The organism is Bradyrhizobium sp. C9 (genome assembly GCF_002532045.1).
In the GTDB taxonomy this organism is placed as follows: Bacteria; Pseudomonadota; Alphaproteobacteria; order Rhizobiales; family Xanthobacteraceae; genus Bradyrhizobium.
The window spans coordinates 180896-204717 of record NZ_NWTG01000013.1 but is presented as its reverse complement, the minus strand read 5'-3'; the positions used below and the strand labels follow the sequence as shown (position 1 = coordinate 204717).

Annotated in this window: 21 protein-coding genes and 1 pseudogene; 15 read left to right on the top strand and 7 right to left on the bottom strand. The window is 63.8% G+C overall.

Going from position 1 to position 23822, the window contains the following annotated elements; translation table 11 throughout:
• Positions 1-229 precede the first annotated feature (229 nt).
• The gene (locus CO675_RS24885; protein WP_097674472.1) at positions 230-592 is read right to left on the bottom strand and encodes a c-type cytochrome; all 363 of its coding nucleotides are present in this window, start codon (positions 590-592) and stop codon (positions 230-232) included.
• A gap of 510 nt (positions 593-1102) precedes the next feature.
• Between CO675_RS24885 and CO675_RS24880 the strand changes: the two genes are divergently transcribed.
• Positions 1103-1330 (top strand): hypothetical protein, encoded by a 228-nt coding sequence (locus CO675_RS24880; protein ID WP_097674471.1) that lies wholly within the window; start codon positions 1103-1105, stop codon positions 1328-1330.
• 7 nt (positions 1331-1337) lie between these two features.
• Here CO675_RS24880 and CO675_RS41105 read toward each other — a convergent pair whose 3' ends face one another.
• Complete coding sequence (locus CO675_RS41105) at positions 1338-1499, bottom strand: hypothetical protein (RefSeq protein WP_198964731.1); 162 nt, start codon at positions 1497-1499, stop codon at positions 1338-1340.
• A gap of 819 nt (positions 1500-2318) precedes the next feature.
• Between CO675_RS41105 and CO675_RS24875 the strand changes: the two genes are divergently transcribed.
• The 3 genes and pseudogenes from CO675_RS24875 to CO675_RS24865 form a co-directional block, all read left to right on the top strand.
• The gene (locus tag CO675_RS24875) at positions 2319-2621 is read left to right on the top strand and encodes a hypothetical protein (protein ID WP_097674490.1); all 303 of its coding nucleotides are present in this window, start codon (positions 2319-2321) and stop codon (positions 2619-2621) included.
• 257 nt (positions 2622-2878) lie between these two features.
• Positions 2879-3193, top strand: a complete 315-nt coding sequence (locus CO675_RS24870) for a c-type cytochrome (RefSeq protein ID WP_097674470.1) — start codon at positions 2879-2881, stop codon at positions 3191-3193.
• Positions 3194-3318: 125 nt separating this feature from the next.
• Positions 3319-3705 (top strand): annotated as a pseudogene (locus CO675_RS24865) (acyl-CoA dehydrogenase family protein); the annotation flags it as partial.
• A 36-nt stretch (positions 3706-3741) separates the two neighbouring features.
• On the opposite strand, the gene CO675_RS24860 reads toward CO675_RS24865, so the two are convergent.
• Entirely contained in the window at positions 3742-6201 is a 2460-nt protein-coding gene (locus tag CO675_RS24860; protein ID WP_143279097.1) for a hypothetical protein, read from the bottom strand.
• 337 nt (positions 6202-6538) lie between these two features.
• On the opposite strand from CO675_RS24860, the gene CO675_RS24855 reads away from it, so the two are divergent.
• Positions 6539-7150 (top strand): hypothetical protein, encoded by a 612-nt coding sequence (locus CO675_RS24855; RefSeq protein ID WP_097674468.1) that lies wholly within the window; start codon positions 6539-6541, stop codon positions 7148-7150.
• A 266-nt stretch (positions 7151-7416) separates the two neighbouring features.
• Positions 7417-8238, top strand: a complete 822-nt coding sequence (locus CO675_RS24850) for a phosphotransferase (RefSeq protein WP_097674467.1) — start codon at positions 7417-7419, stop codon at positions 8236-8238.
• Positions 8239-8347: 109 nt separating this feature from the next.
• Here the strand turns inward: CO675_RS24850 and CO675_RS24845 are convergent, their stop codons facing one another.
• Positions 8348-8872 (bottom strand): DUF2867 domain-containing protein, encoded by a 525-nt coding sequence (locus CO675_RS24845; protein WP_245452905.1) that lies wholly within the window; start codon positions 8870-8872, stop codon positions 8348-8350.
• A gap of 382 nt (positions 8873-9254) precedes the next feature.
• Here CO675_RS24845 and CO675_RS24840 point away from each other — a divergent pair, with 382 nt between their 5' ends.
• The gene (locus CO675_RS24840; protein WP_097674465.1) at positions 9255-11222 is read left to right on the top strand and encodes a methyl-accepting chemotaxis protein; all 1968 of its coding nucleotides are present in this window, start codon (positions 9255-9257) and stop codon (positions 11220-11222) included.
• A 70-nt stretch (positions 11223-11292) separates the two neighbouring features.
• Complete coding sequence (locus CO675_RS24835) at positions 11293-11757, top strand: DUF1801 domain-containing protein (protein WP_097674464.1); 465 nt, start codon at positions 11293-11295, stop codon at positions 11755-11757.
• Between the two features lie 6 nt (positions 11758-11763).
• Here CO675_RS24835 and CO675_RS24830 read toward each other — a convergent pair whose 3' ends face one another.
• On the bottom strand, positions 11764-13956 hold the full coding sequence (locus CO675_RS24830; protein WP_097674463.1) for a putative bifunctional diguanylate cyclase/phosphodiesterase: 2193 nt from the start codon (positions 13954-13956) through the stop codon (positions 11764-11766).
• Positions 13957-14273: 317 nt separating this feature from the next.
• Positions 14274-14711, bottom strand: coding sequence for a L,D-transpeptidase (locus CO675_RS24825; RefSeq protein ID WP_283808122.1), 438 nt, complete (start codon positions 14709-14711; stop codon positions 14274-14276).
• A 195-nt stretch (positions 14712-14906) separates the two neighbouring features.
• Between CO675_RS24825 and mepA the strand changes: the two genes are divergently transcribed.
• The 6 genes from mepA to CO675_RS24795 all read left to right on the top strand — a co-directional run bounded on the left by mepA (position 14907) and on the right by CO675_RS24795 (position 20166).
• A complete protein-coding gene (gene mepA / locus CO675_RS24820) occupies positions 14907-15854 on the top strand; it encodes a penicillin-insensitive murein endopeptidase (RefSeq protein WP_198964730.1) in 948 nt (315 codons plus the stop codon).
• Positions 15855-16001: 147 nt separating this feature from the next.
• The gene (locus tag CO675_RS24815; protein ID WP_097674460.1) at positions 16002-16511 is read left to right on the top strand and encodes a hypothetical protein; all 510 of its coding nucleotides are present in this window, start codon (positions 16002-16004) and stop codon (positions 16509-16511) included.
• Between the two features lie 190 nt (positions 16512-16701).
• Complete coding sequence (modA, locus tag CO675_RS24810) at positions 16702-17502, top strand: molybdate ABC transporter substrate-binding protein (protein ID WP_097674459.1); 801 nt, start codon at positions 16702-16704, stop codon at positions 17500-17502.
• 4 nt (positions 17503-17506) lie between these two features.
• Positions 17507-18202, top strand: a complete 696-nt coding sequence (modB, locus tag CO675_RS24805) for a molybdate ABC transporter permease subunit (protein ID WP_097674458.1) — start codon at positions 17507-17509, stop codon at positions 18200-18202.
• Between the two features lie 2 nt (positions 18203-18204).
• On the top strand, positions 18205-18876 hold the full coding sequence (gene modC / locus CO675_RS24800) for a molybdenum ABC transporter ATP-binding protein (protein WP_097674457.1): 672 nt from the start codon (positions 18205-18207) through the stop codon (positions 18874-18876).
• 93 nt (positions 18877-18969) lie between these two features.
• The gene (locus CO675_RS24795) at positions 18970-20166 is read left to right on the top strand and encodes a hypothetical protein (protein ID WP_143279096.1); all 1197 of its coding nucleotides are present in this window, start codon (positions 18970-18972) and stop codon (positions 20164-20166) included.
• A 194-nt stretch (positions 20167-20360) separates the two neighbouring features.
• Here the strand turns inward: CO675_RS24795 and CO675_RS24790 are convergent, their stop codons facing one another.
• Positions 20361-22154, bottom strand: coding sequence for a potassium/proton antiporter (locus tag CO675_RS24790; RefSeq protein ID WP_097674455.1), 1794 nt, complete (start codon positions 22152-22154; stop codon positions 20361-20363).
• A 239-nt stretch (positions 22155-22393) separates the two neighbouring features.
• Here CO675_RS24790 and CO675_RS24785 point away from each other — a divergent pair, with 239 nt between their 5' ends.
• Positions 22394-23710 (top strand): mechanosensitive ion channel family protein, encoded by a 1317-nt coding sequence (locus tag CO675_RS24785; RefSeq protein ID WP_198964729.1) that lies wholly within the window; start codon positions 22394-22396, stop codon positions 23708-23710.
• Positions 23711-23822: the final 112 nt, after the last annotated feature.

Here is a 23822-nt window from a genome sequence, read left to right as displayed (position 1 = left end):
AAGGAATCACAGCTGACCGAAATCACTCACTGCTTTTTCGGTCAGGCTCTCAGAAGGCGGAAGCACGGATCATGCAATTCTTGCCCGGCGGCGGCTTGGAGAAACGAAGAGCCGAAACTTTGCGGACGGCATATCCGCTTCGGCGCTATGCGTTCTTCGGGACCCAGGGGCACGGCGCGCTATGCGGCTGGCGGAACAGTTGTGAGCACATCCCTGCCGCGAGTTGAGGTTATTTCGACTTGGAAGGTTCCTGAATTGATTTCATGTAGCTGACGACCTCCTCCGCATCCTCCCTGCTGAAGCGGAAGGTCGGCATGGAAGGATGGATGCTGCTATAGCCGTCCTGCAGTCGTTGCAAGAAGTCGCTGTCGTAGAGTTTGGTTTCACTGAAGGTGCGAAAGGGCGGCGCCAGCCTGTTCGGGCTGTTCCCGGTCCTGCCAATGGAGTGACATCCGGCGCATAGCCTTTGCAACATCTCTTTGCCATGCCGCTGCTCTTCAGCCTGCGCCTGAGCCATGGTGCTCGAAAAGAGACATATGGTCAGTACCAGCAAGGATCGCGTCATCGCAGTCGTTCCGCTGTTCTGTCGCATGGCGCAACCATCCTTGCTACTTGTCCCAATTGGCCAGTGGGTCAGATGAACCTGAACGGGACGGCCGGCTGATGTCTTGATCCAGCCTTCGAGGGCGCGACGCCAGGGGAAGACGAGAGCATGCGTGGCCCCCGTCAGCCTCGATGACGGCCAATTCCAAGTGTCCCGATCAAACGGCGCGGGCTCAATCGTCATCCACATCATCAGAGAAGGCTAGAGAGCAACCCTCTACCAGCTATTGATCGGTATCAATGTTCCGAGCCCCGTGCGCTCGGTCGCATTAGAGACTAAGAACTCAAGGTTGCATAGAACACCGCGCGGCAGTGTGCCAATGACTTGTGATCGATCTGGTCGCTGTTCGCGTCGTGCCATCGCCAGCAGCGATCCTACCGATCGAGCCCGCACGGCCATTTCCCCGATGTTCACAAGGCGGTCACCAGAGCGCTAATTGCATTCCAGCGAGCCACACGTTGCTCTGAACGAATACTTTTCAAGCGCTTTGGAGACTACATGGTCGAAGTGTATTTCAACATCAGGCGTGATCTGCTCGTTGTGAGGGAAGGATTTCCGGTGTCCGGCGTTGGCGGCCAAGGGAAATGGCGCAAGAGCAAGAAGAGGGTCATCAAGGTTAGCGAGGAGATCAGGCAGGCGGTTCAGAGCCAAGGCTACTACTTGCGGAGGCTGGGCGATCTCAAGAAGACCTGCAACGGCAAGGGCAAGATCACAGAGGACAACTGAGGCGGACTTACTCTTCCTTCGGTCGTGGGTTATTTGCATGCCACTCGGCCAACTTCGCCTCTTCCTCGGCTAGGAGCCTGCGCAGCATCACAATCTTCACCGCGTCTGTTTCGGTCGCCAGAAGGTCTTTGAAATGGGCGATGTTCGCCATGAAGATGAAATCGGCCATGGCTCCCGCTCCCATGGTTGTTGGGCGGGAGCGCGGATTGGCGTTTCCATCACCGATAGAAGCCACGTGCCGGGCGGTGACGGAATCATAGTTCCACGGAAATACTGCGCTGTCACCGCCAAGCGTCCATCTGCGTTACGGAGAACACCGTAGAGAACGACTTTGCACCCACATAAGTATCTCGATGGGCATAGCAGTTGATAGTCCTACTGAGAACGTCGCCGGGAATGCCGCTCAACCAATTCAGGCCACTTCGTAATTCGAATAAGGCCACTGCGGTCGGAAACAGGCCAGCACCCTCATTCCACTGAAGAACAGATGATGAAATTGGAATGGATGAGGAACGCAATCAGCGCACCGCGAGCGGCCCCAGCAACCTTTGGGGGCCGTGAGGCTGGCTGCTGGGGCCTTCTACCGGCCCGGTTGGTGTTCGGGCGGCCCGGTGGCGCTCTACCCTGAAACGAGCAGAATAGCGGTTGCTATTACGATAGGTCCCAATCCCAAAACGACAGCGAACACCTTGAAGAAAAGGTCGTCACTCATGACACAACCCCAGCGCGTTAGGGGGGCAAAACACTACGCCCGGGAACCGGCTGCGCTAGTGCAATTTGTGCCATGCCGTAGAATTACGGGGGAGGGGGGGGGTAAGCTCCATCGTGAAGAGGACGATCACGGAGCTCTACACGATCCGGGAAACCCCTTACGCAGACCACCCGAATTTCAAATACGACTCCTTCGGGCTAAATGATGTTCGATGAGGTCCAAGGATGCTCGGGCCATAATGAGCAAAGAGTGTCGGTTAGCGATGTTCGACGAACAATGACCAAGCTTGAATTGATGAAGGTCAAAGACGCTGCCAAGGAACTGCCAGACCATTTTGTTATGGACTGGCAGACGATAGCGAGCGCACCGTTCGACCGTGATCTCGAAGTCGCGGTTCTCGACGCTGGAGAAACCCACGCGGTTGTCTTTCCGTGCCGCCGTGTGCTTCGGGGTTGGGTAAGCGCAGAGACGGCCGCCCCCGTGGCCATTCATCCGACCCATTGGCGCGAATGGAAGGCCTCCAACTCAGCGCTTTTTGTTGCGCTCAGTTCGGGCATTGCGCAGGGCGGCGACCTTTAACTCCTCCTCCGCCAGTAGACGTTCGATGGCGGCGCGCCTCTCCGCGTCCGTTTCGGTCTCAAGAAGCTTCTTGAAGTGCGCAATGTTGGCGTTCGCGATCTCTTCAGGCATCAGGATAGGCGTCCAATCACTCGACCAGATCCCACACGGGATACGGCCCTGCTGCAATGCGGCAAGAAGGTATCGCAATCATCTGTCCCCTTCAAGCCGTGGCCGATCAGCGGTACAAGCGATCCATCGAGTTGGAATCTTGCTCAATGCAAATCTGTCATGCAGCGATTTTCGCTGTCGCGTTTGAACTTGTCGCCGGATCGGCGGCCATTGCTGCGGATGCAAATCACGGGGCGGAGCTGGCAAAACGATGGTGCGCCACCTGTCACGTGGTGAGCGACGATCAGAAGCAGGCAGTCGCCGACGTGCCGCCATTTGCTGTAGTTGCGCGTAACCCAGATTTCAGTCCCGAGAAGCTGGCGTTTTTCCTGCTCGACCCGCATCCCAAGATGCCGAACTTTCCGCTGAGCCGAGCCGAAGCAGCGGATATCGCCGCTTACATCGCGTCGCTGCGCAAATAGCGCGAAGCTGGCCGAGTGGCGCAGCAAGAACCCAAGACCTGAGTTCGGCAAAGTAATGGCCACCGCAGTTGGCGGCTTCTTTCATTCAGCCGAGCGACATCCCTGCGGTCGAGGCCGCGTGTCCGCTTACCCTCAAGGCGATGCGCGACAACAACGCCGTGCACGGCCAGATCGGCCGCACCGAGGCGAGCCTGCGCGCCGCGCGCGCCTATCTCTATGCGACGGCGAACGAGGTCTGGAGCGATCTTGCCCGCCGCGATCCGATCAGCGAGGCGCACAGCATCGCGATCCGCATCGCCTCGACCTGGACCATCCACCAGTCAGCCTCTGTGGTCGACATCGCCTATCACATGTCGGGGGCCACGGCGGTGTTCGCGAAGAATCCGTTCGAGCGGCGGTTCCGCGACATGCACGCGATCGCGCAGCAGATCCAGGCCCGTGACACCCAGTATGAGGACGCCGGCAAGGCGATCCTGGCGGGCAATCTCGGCGCGGCGCCGACGACGCGCTAAGGCGGGATGAACTCAGATTGAAATAATCCGAGGACTTCAGGAATTGGCGACCTTGCCGCGGCGATGGAGTTCTTCTGCAAGAGCCGCCTCTGCTGGAATGTCGGCGTCTAGTCCTTCGACGATCGCCTCCAGCACCCCGGCCACCCCAGCGCTGGTTGCCCAGGCAAGGTCGGATGCTTGTCCCGAGAGCTGATCGATGATTGCTTGGGCCAGATTAGCCGATCGAGATGGATCGATGTGAAGCGCCTCGCGCACGAGCGGCAGGCGATAGAGCGCGAAGATATCGGCTTTGACGTTGCCCGCGCAAATGTCCTGAATCGCGAGGCGGATTTGCAGGGTCGACAGGTCCGGTGACAAGAACCGGTCTTCCGGAAGATCAAGGCGCTCGAATTCCTGGGGAGTCCAAGTGTCGTGGCTCATGTCGCGCCTGTCATAGAAGCGGGCGACCGAAGGCGGCAACGGGTCGCAAAGCCTGATAAGCGCGAAGGTCACCGGCCCCATCGTCGGCGTCACGTCATCCGGATGCCAGACATTCTGTCGCCGGACTGCTGTCGCATCGAGGAAGGCGGTCAGCAGTTCGTCGAGCGCTCGCGCGGCGGCGTCGGAGCCGTCAGCGGCCAGAATGTCGCAAAATTCAGTCTCGCCAACGGCTTTGCCGCGACAATGGAGGGTCGGAAGCCAGCGGTCGTCAACTACGATTTCATCGAGATGTTCGCGCGCCTCGCGCGCCAATTCGCGCAAGCCGGCGATCATGCGGGCAGGCTCTTTCGCCCCGATCTTGACATAGCCGCGTCTGATCGCTTCGGCGAGGCTGTCGACTTTCTTCACTTCTGCATTGCGGGCTGCGACATCCGCCACGACACGGTAAGCCAAGGGAATCGGCGCACCGAGAGCGCCGGCGCTGGATGGCGCCATGGACGGCAGGTCGAATTCCAGCCGATGGTTGAACGCAGTGATCTCGAACGCGCGGTTGCGAAGGTGGATCAACTCATGCGGAAACAGACTTGGCTCAGTAAAGGTCCATCTGCCGGTCTTGGGATCGACCAGTTGATAGGTTTGGCCCACCGCACCGGCAATGGAGAGTTCGCGGACAGTTCCGTCGCCCGACAGGACGACAAATCGGTCGTGCGCGATCCAGGCTATCGAATCCGCTGAACCGGCGGAATGCGCAGACCAACCGTTCAAGACGTCGGCGACGAAGCAGCGCTGCCGGTCGTCGAAATGATCCCAGGGAAGTGTTGAAAACGGTCTTGGCCGTAGTTTCCAGAACAACTGCGTCGTCTCAGCGAATAGAACAGGAAAATGGACGTGGCCGAAAGCAGGATTGAAAGCGGGCACCTCTCGCGTTTCAAGCGGGTCGAAATAGGCGTCTTCAAGCTGCTTTTCGCGGCTTGTGCGCCATTCCCCCTCGCGGCTCGCAAAGCCAGCCTCGACGCCGGGAAAAACCAGACCGATCTCCTTGCGCGCCTCGGCGATTTCGGCGTCATTGAAACGCAGCGTATTGATCCTGCGCAATGTCTCGCCCTTCAAAGGCTTGAACGCAACGGAACTCGCAAGGCTGGGCTTACCCGTTACGTCCCAAACCCCGAGACCGAACGCGAGGGCGGTGTCCGGCTCGCTCCCGAACAATTGGCGCAGCCGATCGCCAAGCCCGTGCTCTCGCGCACCGGGATCGACGGCAACGGGATCGAAGGCGCGAATGATCGCGTGCGTCCCGTCCGGACTGATCGACTGGACGGGAAAGGTTGTATAGACCGATGGCTCGATTTGCCGTTGGATCACCTGCATTTCGATCCGCGCTGTGCCCAGGTCGATCACGGCGACGCCGACGGTTATGTCCCGCGCCATGGTCGTGATCGGCTTGTTGCGTAGCCTGCTCCGCACCCATTCCGGTCCGTTGACGCTGAACTCGAATGGCACCACAAGTTTGCCGTCGGCCCGGACAATTGCGCGCGCGCCGCGGTCGAACCGTATGCGCCGCAGGCCGTTGGGTTCAGCCGGCGCATATTTCAGCCAGAATTGATCAGCACCGGCTTCTCCACGAAGTGGGCCGTCGGAAAAAGGGATTGAATCCCAGGGAGTGCCACCCTTATTCAGGGCATCGTTATCGCGGTGGAGGAGCTGGAAAGCGCCATCTTCCTGCGTCTGGATCAGGTTGTATCTGGCGGATTCCTGAAGTGTCGGCAGTTCGATGACCGCGATCAGGCCGGGATTGCAGTGATAGGCGACCGCCCGCCTTCCGTCACTGGAAACTGCGATGCGATCCGCCGCTTGCTTCAGCCGGCCGCGCTTGATCACCTTACGAGAGCTGAGGTCGACAAGCGCAATGCCCATTTTTTGCGAAAGGAAAAGGCAGCGGTCGTCGCCGACGCGTGCGCAATCCTGAATCCTGGCGTCGGCGAATATGGCGAGTTTCTGTTCTTCCCCGGAGTCGTCGCGAATGGCGATCGCGCTTCCAAGCGTTCCGTTGATTGGGCGAACGATGAACGCATTCATGAATTGCTTTCCGTGAAAATGATCGCGTCGAAGGTTGGTCCAGAACAATTACGTTTGTGGAAACGCGATCCAATACGTGAGTTTGACGATGGTATGAGATTTTATTTAATCATCAAAGCTGACGCGCGATGAAGCCAGATTGAACCAGGGCGAGTGCTCATCAATCCGCCGTGTCGGCTCTACTCCCTAGAACCTGATATCACCGGCTACGTCAGCATGTCGATTTTGGGCCAGAAGGGGACATTAGCGATACCAGTCCAATTTGCTAAGCTTGCGAGTGGAGAGCGACCTCTCTGCTCGGACGATGTTTTGATCCACCTCAAAGCCCGGAGTTGGCATGTACACGATGCGAGACATCACGATTATTGAGGGACTGGACGCAATCCGGCGAAGACCCGATATGTATATTGGCGCAACTGAGCGAGATCGGTCCTCAGCATTGTGCTTGTCGAATGCGCTTGTCGATGCCATCACAAATTTGGAGCCGTCGCCGCAGGAAGTACTTGTCCAGTTGTGGAGTGAGTCCACGATCACTGTGGCTTGGGATGCAGCGCCGCTTCCCATCTCGCCCTTCACGCCGATTGGGGGAAGAGTGCCGCACCCGGCAATTTATGAAATATTCTTATACATGCGCGCAGGTGTCCCCCTGTTCGAACCCTTCTTCATCGGTGCCGTCTTAAACGCCCTGTCCGAGCGGCTCGTTGTGTCTACTGTACACGACGGTCAACGATATCGGGTCAGTTTTTCCAAGGGTAAGCTCGTCTCACTTCTCGACGCAGCGAGTTGTGATCGACCACCAGGAACCAATTGGTTAACCTTTAGCCCTCACGTAGCGGCCATCGGCGGAGCCCCGCTGACATGGGCCGACATAGAAAATCTCAGGGTGACGCAAGGAAGCACGCGGCTCTCCATCGAGGACCATTCGAGCGAGAGGGCGGATTGGTGGTAAGAGACTCGTCCGCTGTGGGTCAACTCCGCCGATAGCGACCGAACCCATAGGGGCTTCCGGTTTATTCCGGAAAGCCGACGTTCTCGATGGCATCCAGTCCGTCAGCTCCGGGCCAGCGGACTTGTCTCAAACCGCGCCTCGCTGCGCGATTCTGGCAAACGCCGCAGCCGGGGACAAGCCACGATCATGGCTGGCAGCCAGGATCGCGGGAGCGTTCTCTTTTGGCCGTTGTCGGTGTTTGATCGCGGCCGGCGGGAGGTCGGGCGATGCGGGAATCTCTCGGAGAGAAGATCAACCAGGGCGGCACAGCTGACATCCACGCCTGGGCGCCGGGTCAGGTCGTAAAACTGTTCAAGAAGGGCTTCCCGCCGCAGCTCGCCCGGCAAGAGGCGCGGATGACCCGGGCCGTCTTCGCCGCCGGCGTGCCGGCGCCGGAGGTGTTCGGCGAGATGACGCTCGACGGACGCTTCGGCATCGTGCTCGGCCGCCTCGACGGACCGACACTGCTGCAGGTCACGCGCAGCGGCGCCGTGACGTTCGCCGAGGCGGGTGCGATCCTTGCGTCCCTCGTCGTGTCCGCTCACAGGATGTCGCCGCCGCCGGAGGCCTTCCATCTGCGCGGCTGGATGGACACCGCCCTCCGGCACTCGGGCAACATCGTGCCCAGGCACATCGCCTCCGGCATCCTCGAGCTGATCGACCGCCTGCAGCAGCCGGGGGACGTGCTATGCCATGGCGACATCCACCCCGAAAACGTGATCATGACGGCGGACGGTCCGCGGCTGATCGACTGGACCTTTTCGATCCGCGCGCCTGCGGCATTCGATCACGGGCACTTTCACATCAACCTCACCGAGCTCGCCCTCGACGTCACCGACAATCCGCAGCGGCCGCTTGCGGTCTATGCGGCCGCGCAATCCGAATATGCGCGGCTGTCCGGGGTGCCGGAAGCGGCGCTGAGGCAGGCGATGGAGATGTGGCTGCCGATCGCGATCGTCCGCTACTTCCTGCTCATGGGCGGGCCGACAAACGAGCGATGGCGGCGGATGATGCAGCGCGCCGAAGCGGCCTTGCGCCCGCAGGATTGAAACGTCATCGCGCGCGCGTCCCGTCGATGCGGCCGCTCAGTGTCGGCTCGGGTCAGGCGCCGCCGATCGCGACCGAATCCAAAGGGCGCGCGGCTCACAGCCTTGGGTACTACTGCAGTTGTGCTCGTGCGCAGCGTGCCAAATTGGCCCTGACCACGAGGTGATGAAACGGCCTGATCGCGTTGAGATAGGTGAAGCCGAGGGCATTGTGGGTATGCACGACGGTTGTCGCGATCAGCAACGCGCCTGCTGGAGAATGACGTCGGAGCAGAGACAGCCGGAAGTCCAGATGCCGGTCATCCGCACCGAGCACGATTTCGTCCTTGCCCTCCCAGTGCACCGGGAAGAAATCCACCCGTTCATGGCTGTCCGGGGACGTCCTGACCGTATCGGAGGTCTTGATGCCGAAGGGCGTCACCATGGCGTCGCGCAGCGCGATCAGCGCCTTTTGCCACGCCGGTGGATTGACGAGGGTCCGCGTCGCCAGCTCGCGCATGCTCGGCTGTTCCGACGCGCTCAAGTCGATGCTGTAGCTGTCGAGCAGACTGGCGTTCTCGTACCAGCTCGCAACGACACTTTCCGACGGTGGCATCGTCCGGCGTACCTGCGGTTTGCGGTCTAAACCCGCGCTCATGATGATGTCGCCTATTCAAGGGGCCAATCGGAAGAGCCATTCTCAGTTTTAGACGCGAGCAATTTCCCGACGCTGAGCTCGCAATTCGTCGCTGGTTTGCAGGTCTTCAACTCTACGGCGATCTGCGCGGGGTCTCAAGCGGAGGAGAGCTGGGTTTGGGGGGTATCGCCGCGATTCCCATCGTGGAGAGTCCCCGGGAGAGGTGAAGCGGGTCTGCGGTCCGACGGATCCGACCAAACCTCATCTCGATTGAGCCGCATGGTACGAAAGTAGGCACCGGCGACAATAGTCGCGGTAGGAATACCGGCGGCGCAACACCCGGTTGTTAAGCTTTTTCTGGGACTTTACGGCAGGCGCTAATGCCTGGAGTTCCGCTGGTACCATGTTCAAGCTTCGATCGATTGCCGCCCGCCTGATCCTGGCGATTTCGCTGACCGTTGCCGTCGCCTGCGCCATCCTCGGCAGCTTCTGCATCAGCCAGCAGCGCACGCTGACACGGCTCGCGCTCGATCAGCAGCTCAAGCTGCAATATGACAGCGTGATTGCAGCGATCGACTATGAAGGCCGTGCCGCGCTGGCGGTCTCGGCCGTGATCGCCGCCCTGCCGCCGGTCGAGGATGCCATCGCCAAGGGCGACCGCGACGGCCTCGGCAAGCTGCTCGGGGCGCCCTGGGCCGCGATCAAGGCGCAGGGCATCCCGCTGATCTCGTTCTGGCAGGCTCCGGCAACCAGCTTCTACCGGGTCCACACGCCGAAAATCTTCGGCGACGACGCCTCCACGCGGCGCACGACGGTGGTGGAATCGATCAAGGCCGGCAAGCCGATCGTCGGTGTCGAGCCCGGTCGTGAAGCGCTGTCGATCTTCGGCATGACCCCGGTCATGCACGACGGCAAGACGCTGGCCAATGTCGACATCGGCGTCGCCTTCGGCAAGGAATTCGTCGATCGCGCCAAGAAGCGCTTCGGCATCGACCTCGCCGTGCATTCCTTCGACGGCAAGAGCTTCAAGCGGTTGTCCTCGACCTTCGGCGACAATGTGGTCGCGACCCAGGACGAGCTCAAGGGCGTGATGAACGGCGCGGCACTGCTGCGCGACGCTGTTCTCGATGGCCATGCGGTCGAGCTCTATCTCGGGCAGATCAAGAACTATGCCGGCGAGCCGGTCGCCGTGCTCGAGATCATCAAGGACACCAGCGATTATGAAGCCGCCGCGGCAAGCGCGCAGCGCAATCTGATCCTCGGCACCGTCGCGATCCTGGCCGCAGCCGTGTTACTCGCGTTCCTGCTCGGCCGCGGCCTGTCACGGCCGCTCACCGCCATCACCGCGGTCATGAACCGCCTGTCCAGCGGCGACACCAGCGTCACAATCCCCGGCAGCGAGCGCAGCGATGAACTCGGCACGATGGCCAAGGCGGTCGACGTGTTCCGCCGCGGCATGCTCGAAACCTCTTCGCTGCGCGATGCGCAGGAGGCGGACAAGGTGAAGGCTGCGGCCGACAAGCAGGCGCTGCAGCGGCAGATGGCCGACCGCTTCGAAGTCGACGTCAAGGGCATGGTCGCCGCCGTCGCGCAGTCGTCGAGCGCCATGCAGCGCGTCGCCGGCGAGATCACCACCAGCGTCAACGGCACCTCGGAACGCACCGCGGCGGCCGCCGCCGCGTCCGAGGAGGCGTCGGCCAGCGTCAATGCGGTCGCGGCCGCGACCGAAGAGCTGGCCTCCTCGATCACCGAGATCGGCCGCCAGGTCACCCATTCCAGCCGCGTCGCCGACAATGCCGTGGCCAAGGCGATGGAGACCACCGAGATGGTGACGAGCCTGGCCGCATCCGCCGAGAAGATCGGCGACGTGCTGCGCCTGATCAGCGCGATCGCGAGCCAGACCAACTTGCTGGCGCTCAACGCCACCATCGAGGCTGCGCGCGCCGGCGAGGCCGGCCGCGGCTTTGCCGTGGTCGCCGCCGAGGTGAAGGAGCTGGCGAGCCAGACCGCGAAGGCGACCGACGAGATCGCCGGCCAGGTCGGCGCGATCCAGTCCGCCACCGGCAATTGCGTCACCGCGATCGGCGACATCAGCGGCACCATCCGCGAGATCTCGGGTATCGCGACCGCGATCGCTGCCGCCGTCGAGCAGCAGGACTCTGCGACGCGGGAGATCGCCCGCAGCGTGCAGCAGGCGTCTTCCGGGACCGTCGAGGTCTCCGCCAATATCGCCGGCGCCAGCGAGGCCGCCGGCCAGTCCCGCGCCCTCACCGGCAATGTGCTGGATACGTCCGGCCAGCTCGGCGATCACGCCGCCGCGCTGTCGCACAGCGTCGACACCTTCCTCGCCGGCCTGCGCAACGCGGCCTGAGCGGCGGGCTATCTGACGTTCAAGGTGCCATGGTAGATTGACGCGATACGTCGTCCTCGCGGAGCCCTCCATGCGCAAGCCGGCAACATCGACCAGCAAGGCGGCACGACGACCGCAAGCGAAAGCGGCGGATACGCTGTTCGACGCATACCCCGCGCCCGTCAAGGCCAAGCTGCTGGCGCTACGGCGCCTGATCTTCGACACCGCGAAGGCAACCAAGGGCGTCGGCGCACTGGAAGAGACGCTGAAATGGGGGCAGCCGAGCTATCTCACGCCGGAGACCGGCAGCGGCAGCACGGTGCGGATCGATCAGGTGAAGCCCTCCGATCAGGTGAAGCCCTCCGCCGACCAGGTCGCGGTCTACTTCCATTGCCAGACCAATCTGGTCGAGACCTTCCGCGAGCTCTATCCCGAGCTCAGCTACAGCGGCAACCGCGCTATCCTGCTCGACGTCGCGGCCAAGCTTCCGGAGGCGGCGCTGCGCCACTGCGTGGCGCTGGCGCTGACCTATCATCAGAAGAAGAAAGCGAACTAGGCTTCGCTACGCCGCCGTCGCGACGCGCTGCGCTTTCAAGAGGCTGATCACCTCGGCGTTCGGCCGCGCGCGGCTGAACAGGAAGCCCTGGCCCTCGTGGCAGCCCTCGGCACGCAGGCAGCTCAGCTCCGCCTCGGTCTCGACGCCCTCAGCGGTGATGGTAACGCCAAGCCCGACGCCGAGGCTGACGATCGAACGCACGATCGCCTGCGCGTCCGGGTTCGAACCGAGGTCGCGCACGAACGACTGGTCGATCTTGATCTTGTCGAACGGGAAGCTGCGCAGATAGCTCAGGCTCGAATAGCCGGTGCCGAAATCGTCCATCGACATCCGCACGCCGAGCGCGCGGAGCGCATGCAGCGTCGCCAGCACCTGGCTGCTCTTCTCGAGCAGCAAAGTTTCGGTGATCTCGAGTTCGAGCCGCCGCGCCGGCAGGCCGGATTGCCGCAAGGCGTCGGTAATCAGCGCCAGCAGGTTGCCGGTGCGGAATTGCAGCGGCGACAGGTTGACCGCGACGCGGACGTCGTCGGGCCATTGCGCCGCGTCCATGCAGGCGCGATGCAGCATCAGCGCGCCCAGCGGATTGATCAGGCCGGTCTCCTCGGCGACCGGGATGAACTCACCGGGCGAGATCATGCCGCGCTCCGGATGCGGCCAGCGCACCAGGGCCTCGAAGCCGGTGATGCGACCGCTGGTGAGGTCGACCAGCGGCTGGTAATAGGGCCGCAGGCCTTCATTCTGGATCGCATCGCGCAGATCGATCTCGATCTTGCGGCGGCTCTGCGCACGCGCATCCATCTCGGCTTCGAAGAAGGAGAAGGTGCCGCGGAATTCGCTCTTGGCGCGCGACAGCGCCATGTCGGCGCTCTTCAAGAGTTTTTCGGAATCCTCGCCGTCGCCGGGCGACATCGCGATCCCGATGCTGGCGCCGACCACCACCGAATGGCCGTCGAGCAGATAGGGCTCGCCGATCGCATCCAGGATCCGCCGCGCCAGCAGCACCGCGTCCTCGGGCCGCATCACGCCGCCCTGCACGATGGTGAATTCATCGGAGTTGAGCCGGGCCAGCGCGTCTTCCTCGCGCAGCGTCGAACGCAGGCGCTTGGCGACCCCGCGCAACAGCTTGTCGCCGATGCCGTGGCCGAGCGTGTCGTTGACCGCCTTGAAATTGTCGAGCCCGAGCATTAGCACCGCGACCTTGTCGGTGGAGCGGCGGGTGTGCTGCAGCATGTCTTCCATCTGCTGGCGCAGCAGGTTGCGATTCGGCAGCCCAGTCAGGCTGTCGTGCTGGGCCATGAAGGCGAGCCGCGCCTCGGCGCGCTTGCGCTCGGTGATGTCCATCAGCGCGAGCAGCATCGCCGGCTGGTCGCCATGCATCAGCTGGCGCGAATAGATCGCCAGATCAATCAGCGTTCCGTCCGCCCGCACATGTTTCCAGGTCCGCGCCGCCTGCTCGTCGCTGCTGCGGCCTGTGGCCCAGGGCAGCTCGGCATCGAATGCCTGCAGGCTCCTGATCGTCATCTTCTCGAATTCGGCACGAACATAACCATAGTGCGCGATCGCGGCATCGTTGACCGCCAGGATCTTCTCACCGTCGAGCGCGCACAGGATCATCGGCACCGGATTGCCGTCGAACAGAAGGCGGAACGACGCCTCGCGCTGTTTCAGTTCGGTGATGTCGACGCGCAGGCCGACGATGCCGCCATCCGAGGTCAGCCGCTCCTCGATCAACACCACGCGGCCATCGGCCAGCACCTGCTCGTGCCGCTCGCCCGGCTGGTACATCCTCTCGAGCCGCTCGGCGATCCACTCTTCCTCGCGCCCTGCGGCCTCGGGATAGTCGCCGCGCGCGACGCCGATGCGAATGGTGTCTTCCAGGCGCGCGCCTTGCTCGAACAGGTCGGAACTGCGCTTGTAGATTTCCGAGTATTTCTTGTTCCAGAGGGTGTAGCGGCCTTCCGGGTCCAGGAACACGATGCCTTGCGGCAGGATGTCGATCGCCTCGCGCAGCCGCGCATTGGACCTGCGGGCCTCGACGATCGCGGCATCGGCCTGCGCGCGCTGGCGCACCAGCTCGCCGATCTCGACCGCGGTGCGGCGCGAACTGCCGGACATCTTCGGCAGCGGCCTCGCCCGGCGGCCCCGAGGACCGGACAGTTTGGCCTGTTTCGGCTTCTTGATCTTTTTCGGCCGCATCATTGCTATCGCACGCCCCACGCGCATTCCAGTTCGGCGACATTTCTGCGATAAGTGTCTGAAAAATTGGTATCTCTCGGCGAATAGCTGCGCTGCCTGAGAAAGCCGTAGCTGCCCGCTTTGCAGGCGAGCTCACGGCGGATGCGAGGGGCTCGCGGTGCGCACGCGGCGAACAGCGCAGATTTGCGGCGCGGACCCGCCGGAGCGTGGTGAAGAAAGCGTAAATCGGCGCGCAACTGCACAATGAACGCGCCGGATGCGGCTCAAGCGCACGAATGTTTGCCAGCGTGTGACAGGGTTATCGCAGGGTTAAGGCATCGCTAGTTGGTGATCTCGATCCGCGTGCCGCCGCGGCCGTTGCGCTCGACCAGCCCGTAGAGCTGTGCTGCGTGCGAGGGATGCAGGCGCACGCAACCATGCGAGGCCGGGCCGCCGAGACGCGTGAGCTCATAGGTGCCGTGGATCGCGAAGCCGCCGTGGAAGAAGATCGCGTACGGCATCGGCGAGTTGTAGTATTTCCGCGAGTACCAGCGGCGCGCCATCATCTGCGGACGGAACACGCCGTTCGGCGTGCCATAGCCACGGCGCCCGGTCGACACCGGCCAGTTGTAGCGCGTCGCGCCGTCGACGCTGACCGCCATGCGCTGCGATGATTTATCAATGTGAACGACGATGTCGGCTTTCGCGGGAGAGAGAGCCAATATCGACGCGGCAATCGCGGCAGCAAACGCCAGCCGTACGCAACATACGCTCGTCATAATAATGCCTGCCCTGAAATTAATATGCGCATGATGTCGCCTGCAACGCGTGCTTGTAAAGTGGCGTGGATCACATGCGCGCCGGAAAGCCGCAGGTAAGCCTGATCCGCCTTGTGGGCGATCAAGCAAATGGGATGAAAGCGCGGTTCGCCTGCTTCGAATCCATGTTAGCCTTACGCAGACAGAGTGATCCGAATGACACCCCGCCTGCGTCTGATCCCGCTCATGATCTCCGCCCTGCTCGCCTGCACCATCGCCGCGCGTGCGCAAGATAAGGGCTCGCTCAATCCGCAGCCATTGCCGCCGCTCGCCAACCCGAACGATCCAACGATCGGGGCGAAGCAGCTGTTCGCGCGCAAGGTGCTGCCCGCGGCGATGCCGACCCAATCGATCGGCGGCTATACCAAGGGTTGTCTCGCCGGCGCCGCACAGATGCCGCTGAACGGCGACACCTGGCAGGTGATGCGCCTGTCGCGCAACCGCTACTGGGGCCACCCCAACATGATCGCGCTCCTGAAGCGGCTTGCGGCCGGCGCGCACAAGGACGCCGGCTGGCCCGGCATCCTGGTCGGCGACATCGGCCAGCCGCGCGGCGGTCCCGCGCTGTCGGGTCATGCCAGCCACCAGATCGGGCTCGACGCCGACATCTGGCTGACGCCGATGCCGAACCGCAAATTGTCGCGCGAGGATCGCGAGGAGATGTCGGCGGTGATGATGGTGCGCGACGACCGGCTCGATATCGATCCGCGCGTGTTCACGCCGGCTCATGTCCTGGTCATCCGCGATGCGGCGCGTGAGCCCGCGGTGCAGCGCATCTTCGTCAATGCCGCGATCAAGAAGGCACTGTGCCGCGAGGCCAAGGGCGACCGCAGCTGGCTGTCAAAGATCCGGCCGTGGTGGGGCCACGACTACCACTTCCACATCCGCATGCGCTGTCCGTCCAGCAGCCCGGCATGCGAAGGGCAGAAGCCGCAATCGGAGGGCGAAGGCTGCAAGCCGTCCGATCTCGCCTTCTGGTTCAAGGACTCGGTGCTGCATCCGAAGCCGCCGCCGAAGCCGCCGAAACCGCGCCCGCCGATGACGCTGGCGCAGATGCCGGCGGCCTGCAAGACGGTGCTGAACGCGGCCGACGCCAAGCAGTAATGTTCACGCAATAACATCTTTGTCAGGCGGCTTTTCCGGCCGGCTCGAACTGAGTTATGATCTCGCATCGGCGCGCCGTAAGCGCGTTCGAGCGATGGATCGGGGCCGCTGATCTCTTTCATCCTTCACAATTGCATTGGACCAGACATGCGCAAATCGCTCCTCGCCGCATCGCTCCTGCTTGCTTCAGCTCCCGCCTTCGCGGCGGAAGAGCCGAGCGGCTGCGACAAGTTCAAATGGTCGATCGACCGCGCACGCGCCGCGCTCACCGCGCCCGATCGCGCCAAGCTTGCTTCGGGCAGTGAGCAGACGGCAGTACCGTCGACCGCGATCACGCTGGCGCTGGTGGCCCCCGCCGACGCCAAACTGCCGAGCCCGCCCGAGCGCGCGCCGAAGGACGGCACCTTTGCCGGCTTCACCAGCTTCAAGGCCGCGCCGAAGGCCGGGCTCTATACCGTCAGCCTCTCGGCCGGAGCCTGGGTCGACCTGGTGCAGGACGGGCATTTCCTGAAGCCGAAGGCCTTCAGCGGCGCGACCGATTGCGACGGTATCCGCAAGACCATGAAATATGACCTCGCTGCCAGCCCCTTCCTGCTGCAGGTCAGCGGCTCGAAAGAGAACTCGCTGTCGATCGCGATCCAGCCGTCGGATCAATAGCGCGACCGGTTAGACAAACGGTCGCCTTTACCGTAAGTCCCAGCCTGCTATGTTTGCAGTGCGATATCCCGAGGACCGTAAGTCCTTCGGGGGCCAGCGGAACAGCGCTTCCGTCCGTCGCGCCCAGAATCCACCCAACGCCTGGTTTGCGCGCGCCTGTTCGTGCGCGAGCTCGCACGGAGCGCTTTCCATGTCACGACTTTCGGTTTCAAGGCTTGCCGGACTTTTCACTGCCTTCGTCATCCTGCTCGGTGCGATCCATTCGGCCGCGCACGCCGAAGACAAGACGCTCACCGTCTTCGCCGCGGCCTCGATGAAGAACGCGCTCGACGAGATCGATGCGGCCTACACCGCCAAGACCGGCGTCAAGATCAGCGCCAGCTATGCCGCGAGCTCGGCATTGGCAAAGCAGATCGAGCAGGGCGCACCGGCCGACGTGTTCGTCTCCGCCGACACCGACTGGATGGACTACGCGATCAAGCAGAAGAACATCAATGAGCCGACGCGGGTCAACCTGCTCGGCAATTCGATCGTGCTGATCGCGCCGAAGGATTCCATGATCGGCAACGTCAGCATCGGACCTGGCTTCGATCTCGCCAAGCTCGCCGGCGACGGCAGGATCGCCACCGGCGACGTCAAGGCGGTGCCGGTCGGCAAATACGCCAAGGCCGCGCTCGAGAAGCTCGGCGCCTGGCAGGCGGCAGAGCCGAAGTTCGCGATGGCCGAGAGCGTGCGCGCGGCATTGACGCTGGTGGCGCGCGGCGAAGCCGTGCTCGGCATCGTCTATTCGACCGACGCCAAGGTCGAGCCGGGCGTCAAGATCGTCGGCACCTTCCCGGCGGACACCCATCCCGCGATCATCTATCCGGTTGCGGCGACCACGACCGCCAAGCCGGAGACCACCGACTATCTCGCCTTCCTGCGCTCGTCCGCAGCGAAGACGATCCTGGAGAAGTACGGCTTCAAGTTCCTGATCAGCCCGACGACGTAAGCACGTGTTCGAGATCTCGCCGACCGAATGGACGGCGATCCTGCTGTCGCTGCGGGTCGCCGTCATCGCAACGCTGGTGGCGACCCCGTTCGGGATCGCGCTCGCCTGGCTGCTGGCGCGGCGCGATTTCTGGGGCAAATCGCTGCTTGATGCCGCCGTGCATCTGCCGCTGGTGCTGCCGCCCGTCGTCACCGGCTATCTGCTGCTGCTGACCTTCGGCAAGCGCGGCCTGGTCGGCGCCTGGCTGGCCGATCACCTCGGCATCGTGTTCGCATTCCGCTGGACCGGCGCTGCGCTCGCCTGCGGCGTGATGTCGTTTCCGCTTCTGGTGCGCCCGATCCGGCTTTCGATCGAGGCTGTCGACCGCCGCCTCGAACAGGCCGCCGAGACGCTCGGCGCCGCGCCCTGGCGGGTGTTCGCAACCGTGACGCTGCCGCTCGCGCTGCCGGGCGTGCTGGCCGGCATGGTGCTCGGCTTTGCCAAGGCGATCGGCGAGTTCGGCGCGACCATCACCTTCGTCTCCAACATCCCCGGCGAGACCCAGACCATTTCATCGGCGATCTACTCGCTGATCCAGACACCCGACGGCGACACCGCCGCGGCACGACTCGTGATCATCTCGGTCGTGCTCGCGGTCGGAGCGCTGATCGCCGCCGAAGTGTTCGCACGCCGCGCCACCGCGCGCCTGCACGGGCAATAGCGATGCTGCGCGTCGACATCACCAAGCAGCTCGGCGAGTTCTCGCTCGCGGCGTCATTCACCAGCGAGGGCCGCGTCACCGGCCTGTTCGGCGCGTCCGGCTCCGGCAAGACATCGCTGATCAACACCATCGCCGGGCTGGTGCGCCCTGATCGCGGCACCATCGTGATCGACGGTGAGACCGTCGATGACACTGCGGCCGGTATCCATGTCCCGACCTGGCGGCGGCGCATCGGCTACGTCTTCCAGGATGCGCGGCTGTTTCCGCATCTCGATATCAGGCAGAACCTCGATTACGGCCGCCGCATGAACGGGCTCACGGAAGATCCTGCGCAACACAAGCGCGTCGTCGATCTGCTCGACATCGGCGCCCTGCTCGACCGCCGCCCCGGAAAGCTCTCCGGCGGCGAACGGCAGCGCGTCGCACTCGGCCGGGCGCTGCTGTCCAAGCCGCGGCTGTTGCTGCTGGACGAGCCGCTGGGCGCGCTCGACGAAAGCCGCAAGCTCGAGATCCTGCCCTATCTGGTCCGGCTACGCGACGAGGCCGGCGTCCCGATGGTCTATGTCAGCCACGACGCGGCCGAGCTTCGCCAGCTCGCTACCCAGATCGTGATGCTGCGCCGCGGCCAGGTCACCGCGTTCGGCGGTGTTAAGGTGTTGACAGGCGGCGCATAGCTGGCCGTTTTTCCGAAAGTCGGCATAAGATAGCCCATCTTGTCTGCTAGGCCCGGATCGGGACATCCGATCGGGCATGGGGAAAGGTGCGCTTTGCGACTGACTGGCTGGGTATTGCTGCTGATCGGCGGGCTGTTGTGCGCCACGATTTCGTGGGCCGCGCTGGGCTTCCTGCTGATGGGCATCGGCCTGATCTCGCTGCAGGTCGCCGAGCGCCGCCGACGCCCTGATGATGCCGTGTCGGCCGGGGCTCGGGGATTTACCCCACCGCGCCTCAGCGCCGGGCTGCAGCCGCCGACCCTCGACCCCATCAACGGCCAGGAAGCCGGCCAAGACGCTGGCGAGAACACCGGACCGCAGCGCCAGCCGCGCCGGGTGGCCTGGCCCGACAGGAAGGCGGACGCGCCCTACGACCGGCAGACCTGGCGCCGGCTGGTCGAGAGCGATCCCGATCTCGCCCAGCTCGCCGAGGTGCTGGCCGATTATGGCCCGCAATATGTCGATGAACTCGCGGCCAGCTATCTCGCCGCCCCCGACAAGGGCCGCCTCGGCGCGATCGTCGACGGCATCATCGCGCGCGCCCGCGACGGCCAGCCGGCCCCACCGCCCACACCGGTCGAAGCATCGCGGCCACCGCCGCCCCGGCCGGAGCCAAAGCAGGTGGCCGCCCCTGGCGCCAAGCCAGCGACTGCGCCGAGCAATCCCGCCGATGCGCTGGAAGCCTCCCTGCTCAGCACGGTCGAGGAGGCTTCCGCCAGGATCGCCGCCGAACGCGCGGGTCTCTTCAAGCCTGCCAAGGGGCCGAGCAAGGACCCGGCAAAGGCCGCCGATAGCCGGCCGTCGACGGCGAGCCAGCGCGAACCGCTGTTCGGTCGCCCCTCCCGGGACACCAAGCCCGCCGAGCCGCCGCCGATGCCGACCGAGACGCCCTCCGACCTCGAAGCATCGTTGATCGCCGCGGTCAGCGAGGCCGCCGCCAGGCGGGCGGACACGTTCAAGCCAGAGCCAACGCCGCCGCTGGAGCGCGAGCCTGAGATCCGCGCCGTCGCGCCCAGCCCGCCTGCCCCCAGTCTGCCCGCCAATACGCCGCCCGCAAAGACACCGCCTGCAAAGACACCCGCCGATCATCTCGACGAGACGCTGCTCGCAGCGCTGGCCGAGATTTCCGGCCAGAAGCTCAAGGACGAGCCCAAGCCGGACGCTGCATCCAAGGGCCCGCCGGCCGACGACGGCCTGTCCGACATGATCAAGAAGTTCGCCCCGGATTCGAGCTTCCTGCGCAAGCAGTGACGGCGCCGGTCTTATCCTGACGCGTTTTCTTCACGCGAACCGGCATCCACTTCGCTCGAAAACGCGCTAAAGCGCGATGAGATTAGGTTGAATCGTCATCACGCTTTAGCTCCTTGTCTGAGCATCATCTCCGCGCAAACGCGTTCCGCGTTTGTCGCGAGGGAAAACCGCTTCGCACTTTTCCGGATCATGCCTTAGACGCCGGCGACCGACGCCCAGATATCGGCAAGCTTGCGCCGGACGGCCTGCATCCGCGTCCGCGGTGCGACCTCCTCCTCTTCCTCCGGCAGGCGCAGACCGACGACATTGACGCGGCCGCCGCTGATGCTGCGCGCCACCAGCACGATCTCGTCGAGCGCGAGCTCGGCACCTTCCTTCGGCGCGCGGTCGAGATTGACGTCGAAGAAATCCGCCAACGTCAGCTTGGCCTGGTGCTCGTCGACCTTGACGCCGTAGATCTCGGCGAGCTCGCCGAGCGTATGCTCGCCGGACACCATGAAGTCGCCGAGCAGATGCGGATCGGGCGCGCTCGACGGCGCCATGTCGACGAAGAAGCGGTCGAGCGCCTCGGCGCGCTCCGGCGGCGCCAGCAGATAGATGTAGTCGCCGGGCGCGACCGGATCGGCCTCGACCGGCGTCAGGATCCGCTCGTCGCGGATCACCAGCGTCGGCTTCGACCAGGACGGGATCAGGCCGCGGCGGAAATACAGGCTCTTCGGCCGCACCGGATAGCCGACCAGCTGCTGCTCGAGCTGGCCGGGCAGATCCAGTTCGACGCGGCGCGGGCCGCGTTCGGCGCGCGGCAGCGCGACGTGCAGCCGCCGCGCCGCCGGCCCCAGCGTCCAGCCCTGTAGCAGCAGCGAGATGATGACGACGACGAAGGCGACGTCGAAATAGAGGTAGGCCTTCGACAGGCCGACCAGCATCGGGATCGAAGCGAGGAAGATCGCGACCGCGCCGCGCAAGCCGGTCCAGGCGATGAAGACCTTTTCCCGCCAGTTGAACTTGAACGGCGCGAGACAGATCAAGACCGCCAGCGGCCGCGCCACCAGCATCAGCGCGAACGCCACCAGCACCGCGCCGCCGGCGCTGGAGAGCAGCCGATGCGGCGACACCAGCAGGCCGAGCAGCACGAACATCACGATCTGTGCCAGCCAGGTTGCAGCGTCGAGGAACGTCACCACCGAATTATGCGCGCGGGTCGGCCGGTTGCCGATGATGATACCGGCGAGATAGACCGCGAGGAATCCCGAGGCATGCACGATCTGGGAGCCGCCGAAGATCACCAGCGCCGCGGTCGTGACGAACGGCGCATGCAGGCCCTGCGGCAGCGCGACGCGATTCAGCGCGATCACCACCAGCCGGCCGCCGATCACCCCGATGATGGCGCCGAGCACGGCTTCCTGGATGAACTCCATCGCGATATGCGAGGCCGAGCTCTGGCCGATCGAGATGAACTCGACCAGCATCAAGGTGAGGAAGATCGCGAACGGGTCGTTGGTGCCGGACTCCGCCTCCAGCGTCGCGCCGACGCGCGGGCGCAGGCGCAGGCCCTGGGTGTGCACCAGCAGGAACACCGCCGCAGCGTCGGTCGAGGCCACGACGGCACCGACCAGAAGCGACTCGGTCCAGTTGAGGTCGAGCACATAGCGGGCGACCGGCGCCGTGATCAGCGCGGTCAGCAGCACGCCGGCGGTCGCCAGCATCATCGAGGGCGCCAGCACCGTGCGGATGCTTGCAAACCGCGTCTTCAGTCCGCCGTCGAACAGGATCAGCGCCAGCGCCACCGAGCCGACCAGATAGGTGGTGCGGACGTCGTCGAATTGCAGCCGGCCGGGGCCGGAATCGCCCGCCAGCATGCCGACCAGCAAGAACACCAGCAGCAAGGGGGCGCCGAACCGCAGCGCCAGCAGGCTGGACAGGATGCCGGCCATCACCAGCACGGCACCGAGCAGGATCGCTATACTGACGGAGTCGAGGGATGCCATGCGCCTTTGGAGGTCTCAAGGACTTGGGAGGTCTCAAATACTTGCAATTGCATCCTTATCGTCGCGACATCGGGACGCCAACCAATTTCTGTCCCAAGCGGCAATGTGCCCGGTCTACTCACCCCTAGGTCGCCTCCGCACTGTGGTGTATCGATGGTCGCGTGCGCGCCTTTGTGGGATTCTGGCTGCACCTTCGAATCACATTTGCCTGACCCGCGCTGCAAGTTGAGATTTTGCCGATGGACATGAGCTGGAAGGACGTCCTGGAATCGATCCAAATGGCCGCGCGCTCGGTCGGGGCCGAGATCGCTTCGCCCTGGTTCTATCTGCAGTTCGGCATCATCCTCGCCGCCGCGGGCCTCGCCTACGCCGCCGATACCGCCATTCATGCGCGGGTCAACATGTCGTCGCTGGCGAGCCGCTGGCCGCTGCCGCTCCGGCACTTTGCCCGCGTGATGGTATCGAGCGCCTCGACTGCGGTGTTCGCAGTGTTGATGGTGATCTCGCGCATCGTGATGTGGCACGCGACCTGGCCGAGCCGCAGCTATTTGATCGCCGTTTCCGCCAAGCTGGCGCTGGCCTGGCTGGTGATCCGCCTCGTGACCTCGGTGATCGACAACGCCTTCATCGTCAAGCTGGTCTCGATCGCGGCCTGGGTGGTAGCCGCCCTCAGCATCATCGGCCAGCTCGACTGGGCGGCCGATACGCTGGACTCGTTCGCGGTCATCGTGGGCGGTCTGCGGCTGAGCCCGCTGCTGCTGATCAAGGCCGGCGCGGTGCTGATCCTGGCGCTGTGGCTGAGCAATATCGCCAGCAATTTCATCGACGGCCAGATCACCCGCTCGACCGATCTGACCCCGTCGATCCAGGTGCTGCTGGTCAAGATCATTCGCATCGGCCTGATGGTGGTCGCGGTCGCAATTGCCTTGAGCGCGGTCGGGATCAATCTGTCGGCGCTTGCGGTGCTTTCCGGCGCGGTCGGCGTCGGCATCGGTTTCGGCCTGCAGAAGATCGTCGCCAACTTCATCTCGGGCATCATCCTGCTGGTCGACAAGTCGGTGAAGCCGGGTGACCTCGTCACCATCGGCGACAGCCAGGGCCGCATCAGCGCGATGAAGACCCGCTACATCTCGGTCGCCGCCGGCGACGGCCGCGAGTTCCTGATCCCGAACGAGGACCTGGTGACGCAGAAGGTCACCAACTGGACCTATACCGACAAGAACACGCTGGTGAAGATCGCGTTCGCCGCCAATTACGACGCCGATCCGAGGCTGGTCTGCAAGCTCGCGATCAATACCGCGACAGCCCACGCCCGCGCGCTCAAGGGCAAGCCGCCGAACTGCATCCTGACTGAATTCGCCGAGCTCGGCATGAAGTTCTCGCTGACCTTCTGGATCGCCGATCCCGACGGCATGGACGGTGTGAAGAGCGACGTCATGCTATCGCTGTGGGACGCTTTCAAACAGCAGGGTATCAAGGTGCCCTACCCGGTGCGGGAACTCCGGATCCGCGGCGGCGCGCTGCCGGTCGAGAGCGTGGTCGAGGTCTCCAGCTAGCGCCTCAGCACGGCTTTTTCGGGCAAGCGGCCGCAGCGGTTCCGAATAGAAGCGTAAAATCAAGCCGTTTGAGCATTGTCCCCATGCCCAAGCTTGGCTTGCACCTCGCGCG

Excerpts from the sequence above, each read along its gene's own strand:
- CO675_RS24880 (WP_097674471.1), top strand. The coding sequence starts at position 1,103 with ATGGTCGAAGTGTATTTCAACATCAGGCGTGATCTGCTCGTTGTGAGG.
- CO675_RS24870 (WP_097674470.1), top strand. The coding sequence starts at position 2,879 with ATGCAAATCTGTCATGCAGCGATTTTCGCTGTCGCGTTTGAACTTGTC.
- CO675_RS24790 (WP_097674455.1), bottom strand. The coding sequence starts at position 22,154 with ATGGCATCCCTCGACTCCGTCAGTATAGCGATCCTGCTCGGTGCCGTG.
- CO675_RS24840 (WP_097674465.1), top strand. The coding sequence starts at position 9,255 with ATGTTCAAGCTTCGATCGATTGCCGCCCGCCTGATCCTGGCGATTTCG.
- CO675_RS41105 (WP_198964731.1), bottom strand. The coding sequence starts at position 1,499 with ATGGCCGATTTCATCTTCATGGCGAACATCGCCCATTTCAAAGACCTT.
- CO675_RS24845 (WP_245452905.1), bottom strand. The coding sequence starts at position 8,872 with ATGAGCGCGGGTTTAGACCGCAAACCGCAGGTACGCCGGACGATGCCA.
- CO675_RS24885 (WP_097674472.1), bottom strand. The coding sequence starts at position 592 with ATGCGACAGAACAGCGGAACGACTGCGATGACGCGATCCTTGCTGGTA.
- CO675_RS24830 (WP_097674463.1), bottom strand. The coding sequence starts at position 13,956 with ATGATGCGGCCGAAAAAGATCAAGAAGCCGAAACAGGCCAAACTGTCC.
- CO675_RS24850 (WP_097674467.1), top strand. The coding sequence starts at position 7,417 with ATGCGGGAATCTCTCGGAGAGAAGATCAACCAGGGCGGCACAGCTGAC.
- CO675_RS24875 (WP_097674490.1), top strand. The coding sequence starts at position 2,319 with ATGACCAAGCTTGAATTGATGAAGGTCAAAGACGCTGCCAAGGAACTG.
- CO675_RS24785 (WP_198964729.1), top strand. The coding sequence starts at position 22,394 with ATGGACATGAGCTGGAAGGACGTCCTGGAATCGATCCAAATGGCCGCG.
- CO675_RS24860 (WP_143279097.1), bottom strand. The coding sequence starts at position 6,201 with ATGAATGCGTTCATCGTTCGCCCAATCAACGGAACGCTTGGAAGCGCG.
- CO675_RS24835 (WP_097674464.1), top strand. The coding sequence starts at position 11,293 with ATGCGCAAGCCGGCAACATCGACCAGCAAGGCGGCACGACGACCGCAA.
- modA (WP_097674459.1), top strand. The coding sequence starts at position 16,702 with ATGTCACGACTTTCGGTTTCAAGGCTTGCCGGACTTTTCACTGCCTTC.
- mepA (WP_198964730.1), top strand. The coding sequence starts at position 14,907 with ATGACACCCCGCCTGCGTCTGATCCCGCTCATGATCTCCGCCCTGCTC.
- modC (WP_097674457.1), top strand. The coding sequence starts at position 18,205 with ATGCTGCGCGTCGACATCACCAAGCAGCTCGGCGAGTTCTCGCTCGCG.
- CO675_RS24855 (WP_097674468.1), top strand. The coding sequence starts at position 6,539 with ATGTACACGATGCGAGACATCACGATTATTGAGGGACTGGACGCAATC.
- CO675_RS24825 (WP_283808122.1), bottom strand. The coding sequence starts at position 14,711 with ATGACGAGCGTATGTTGCGTACGGCTGGCGTTTGCTGCCGCGATTGCC.
- CO675_RS24815 (WP_097674460.1), top strand. The coding sequence starts at position 16,002 with ATGCGCAAATCGCTCCTCGCCGCATCGCTCCTGCTTGCTTCAGCTCCC.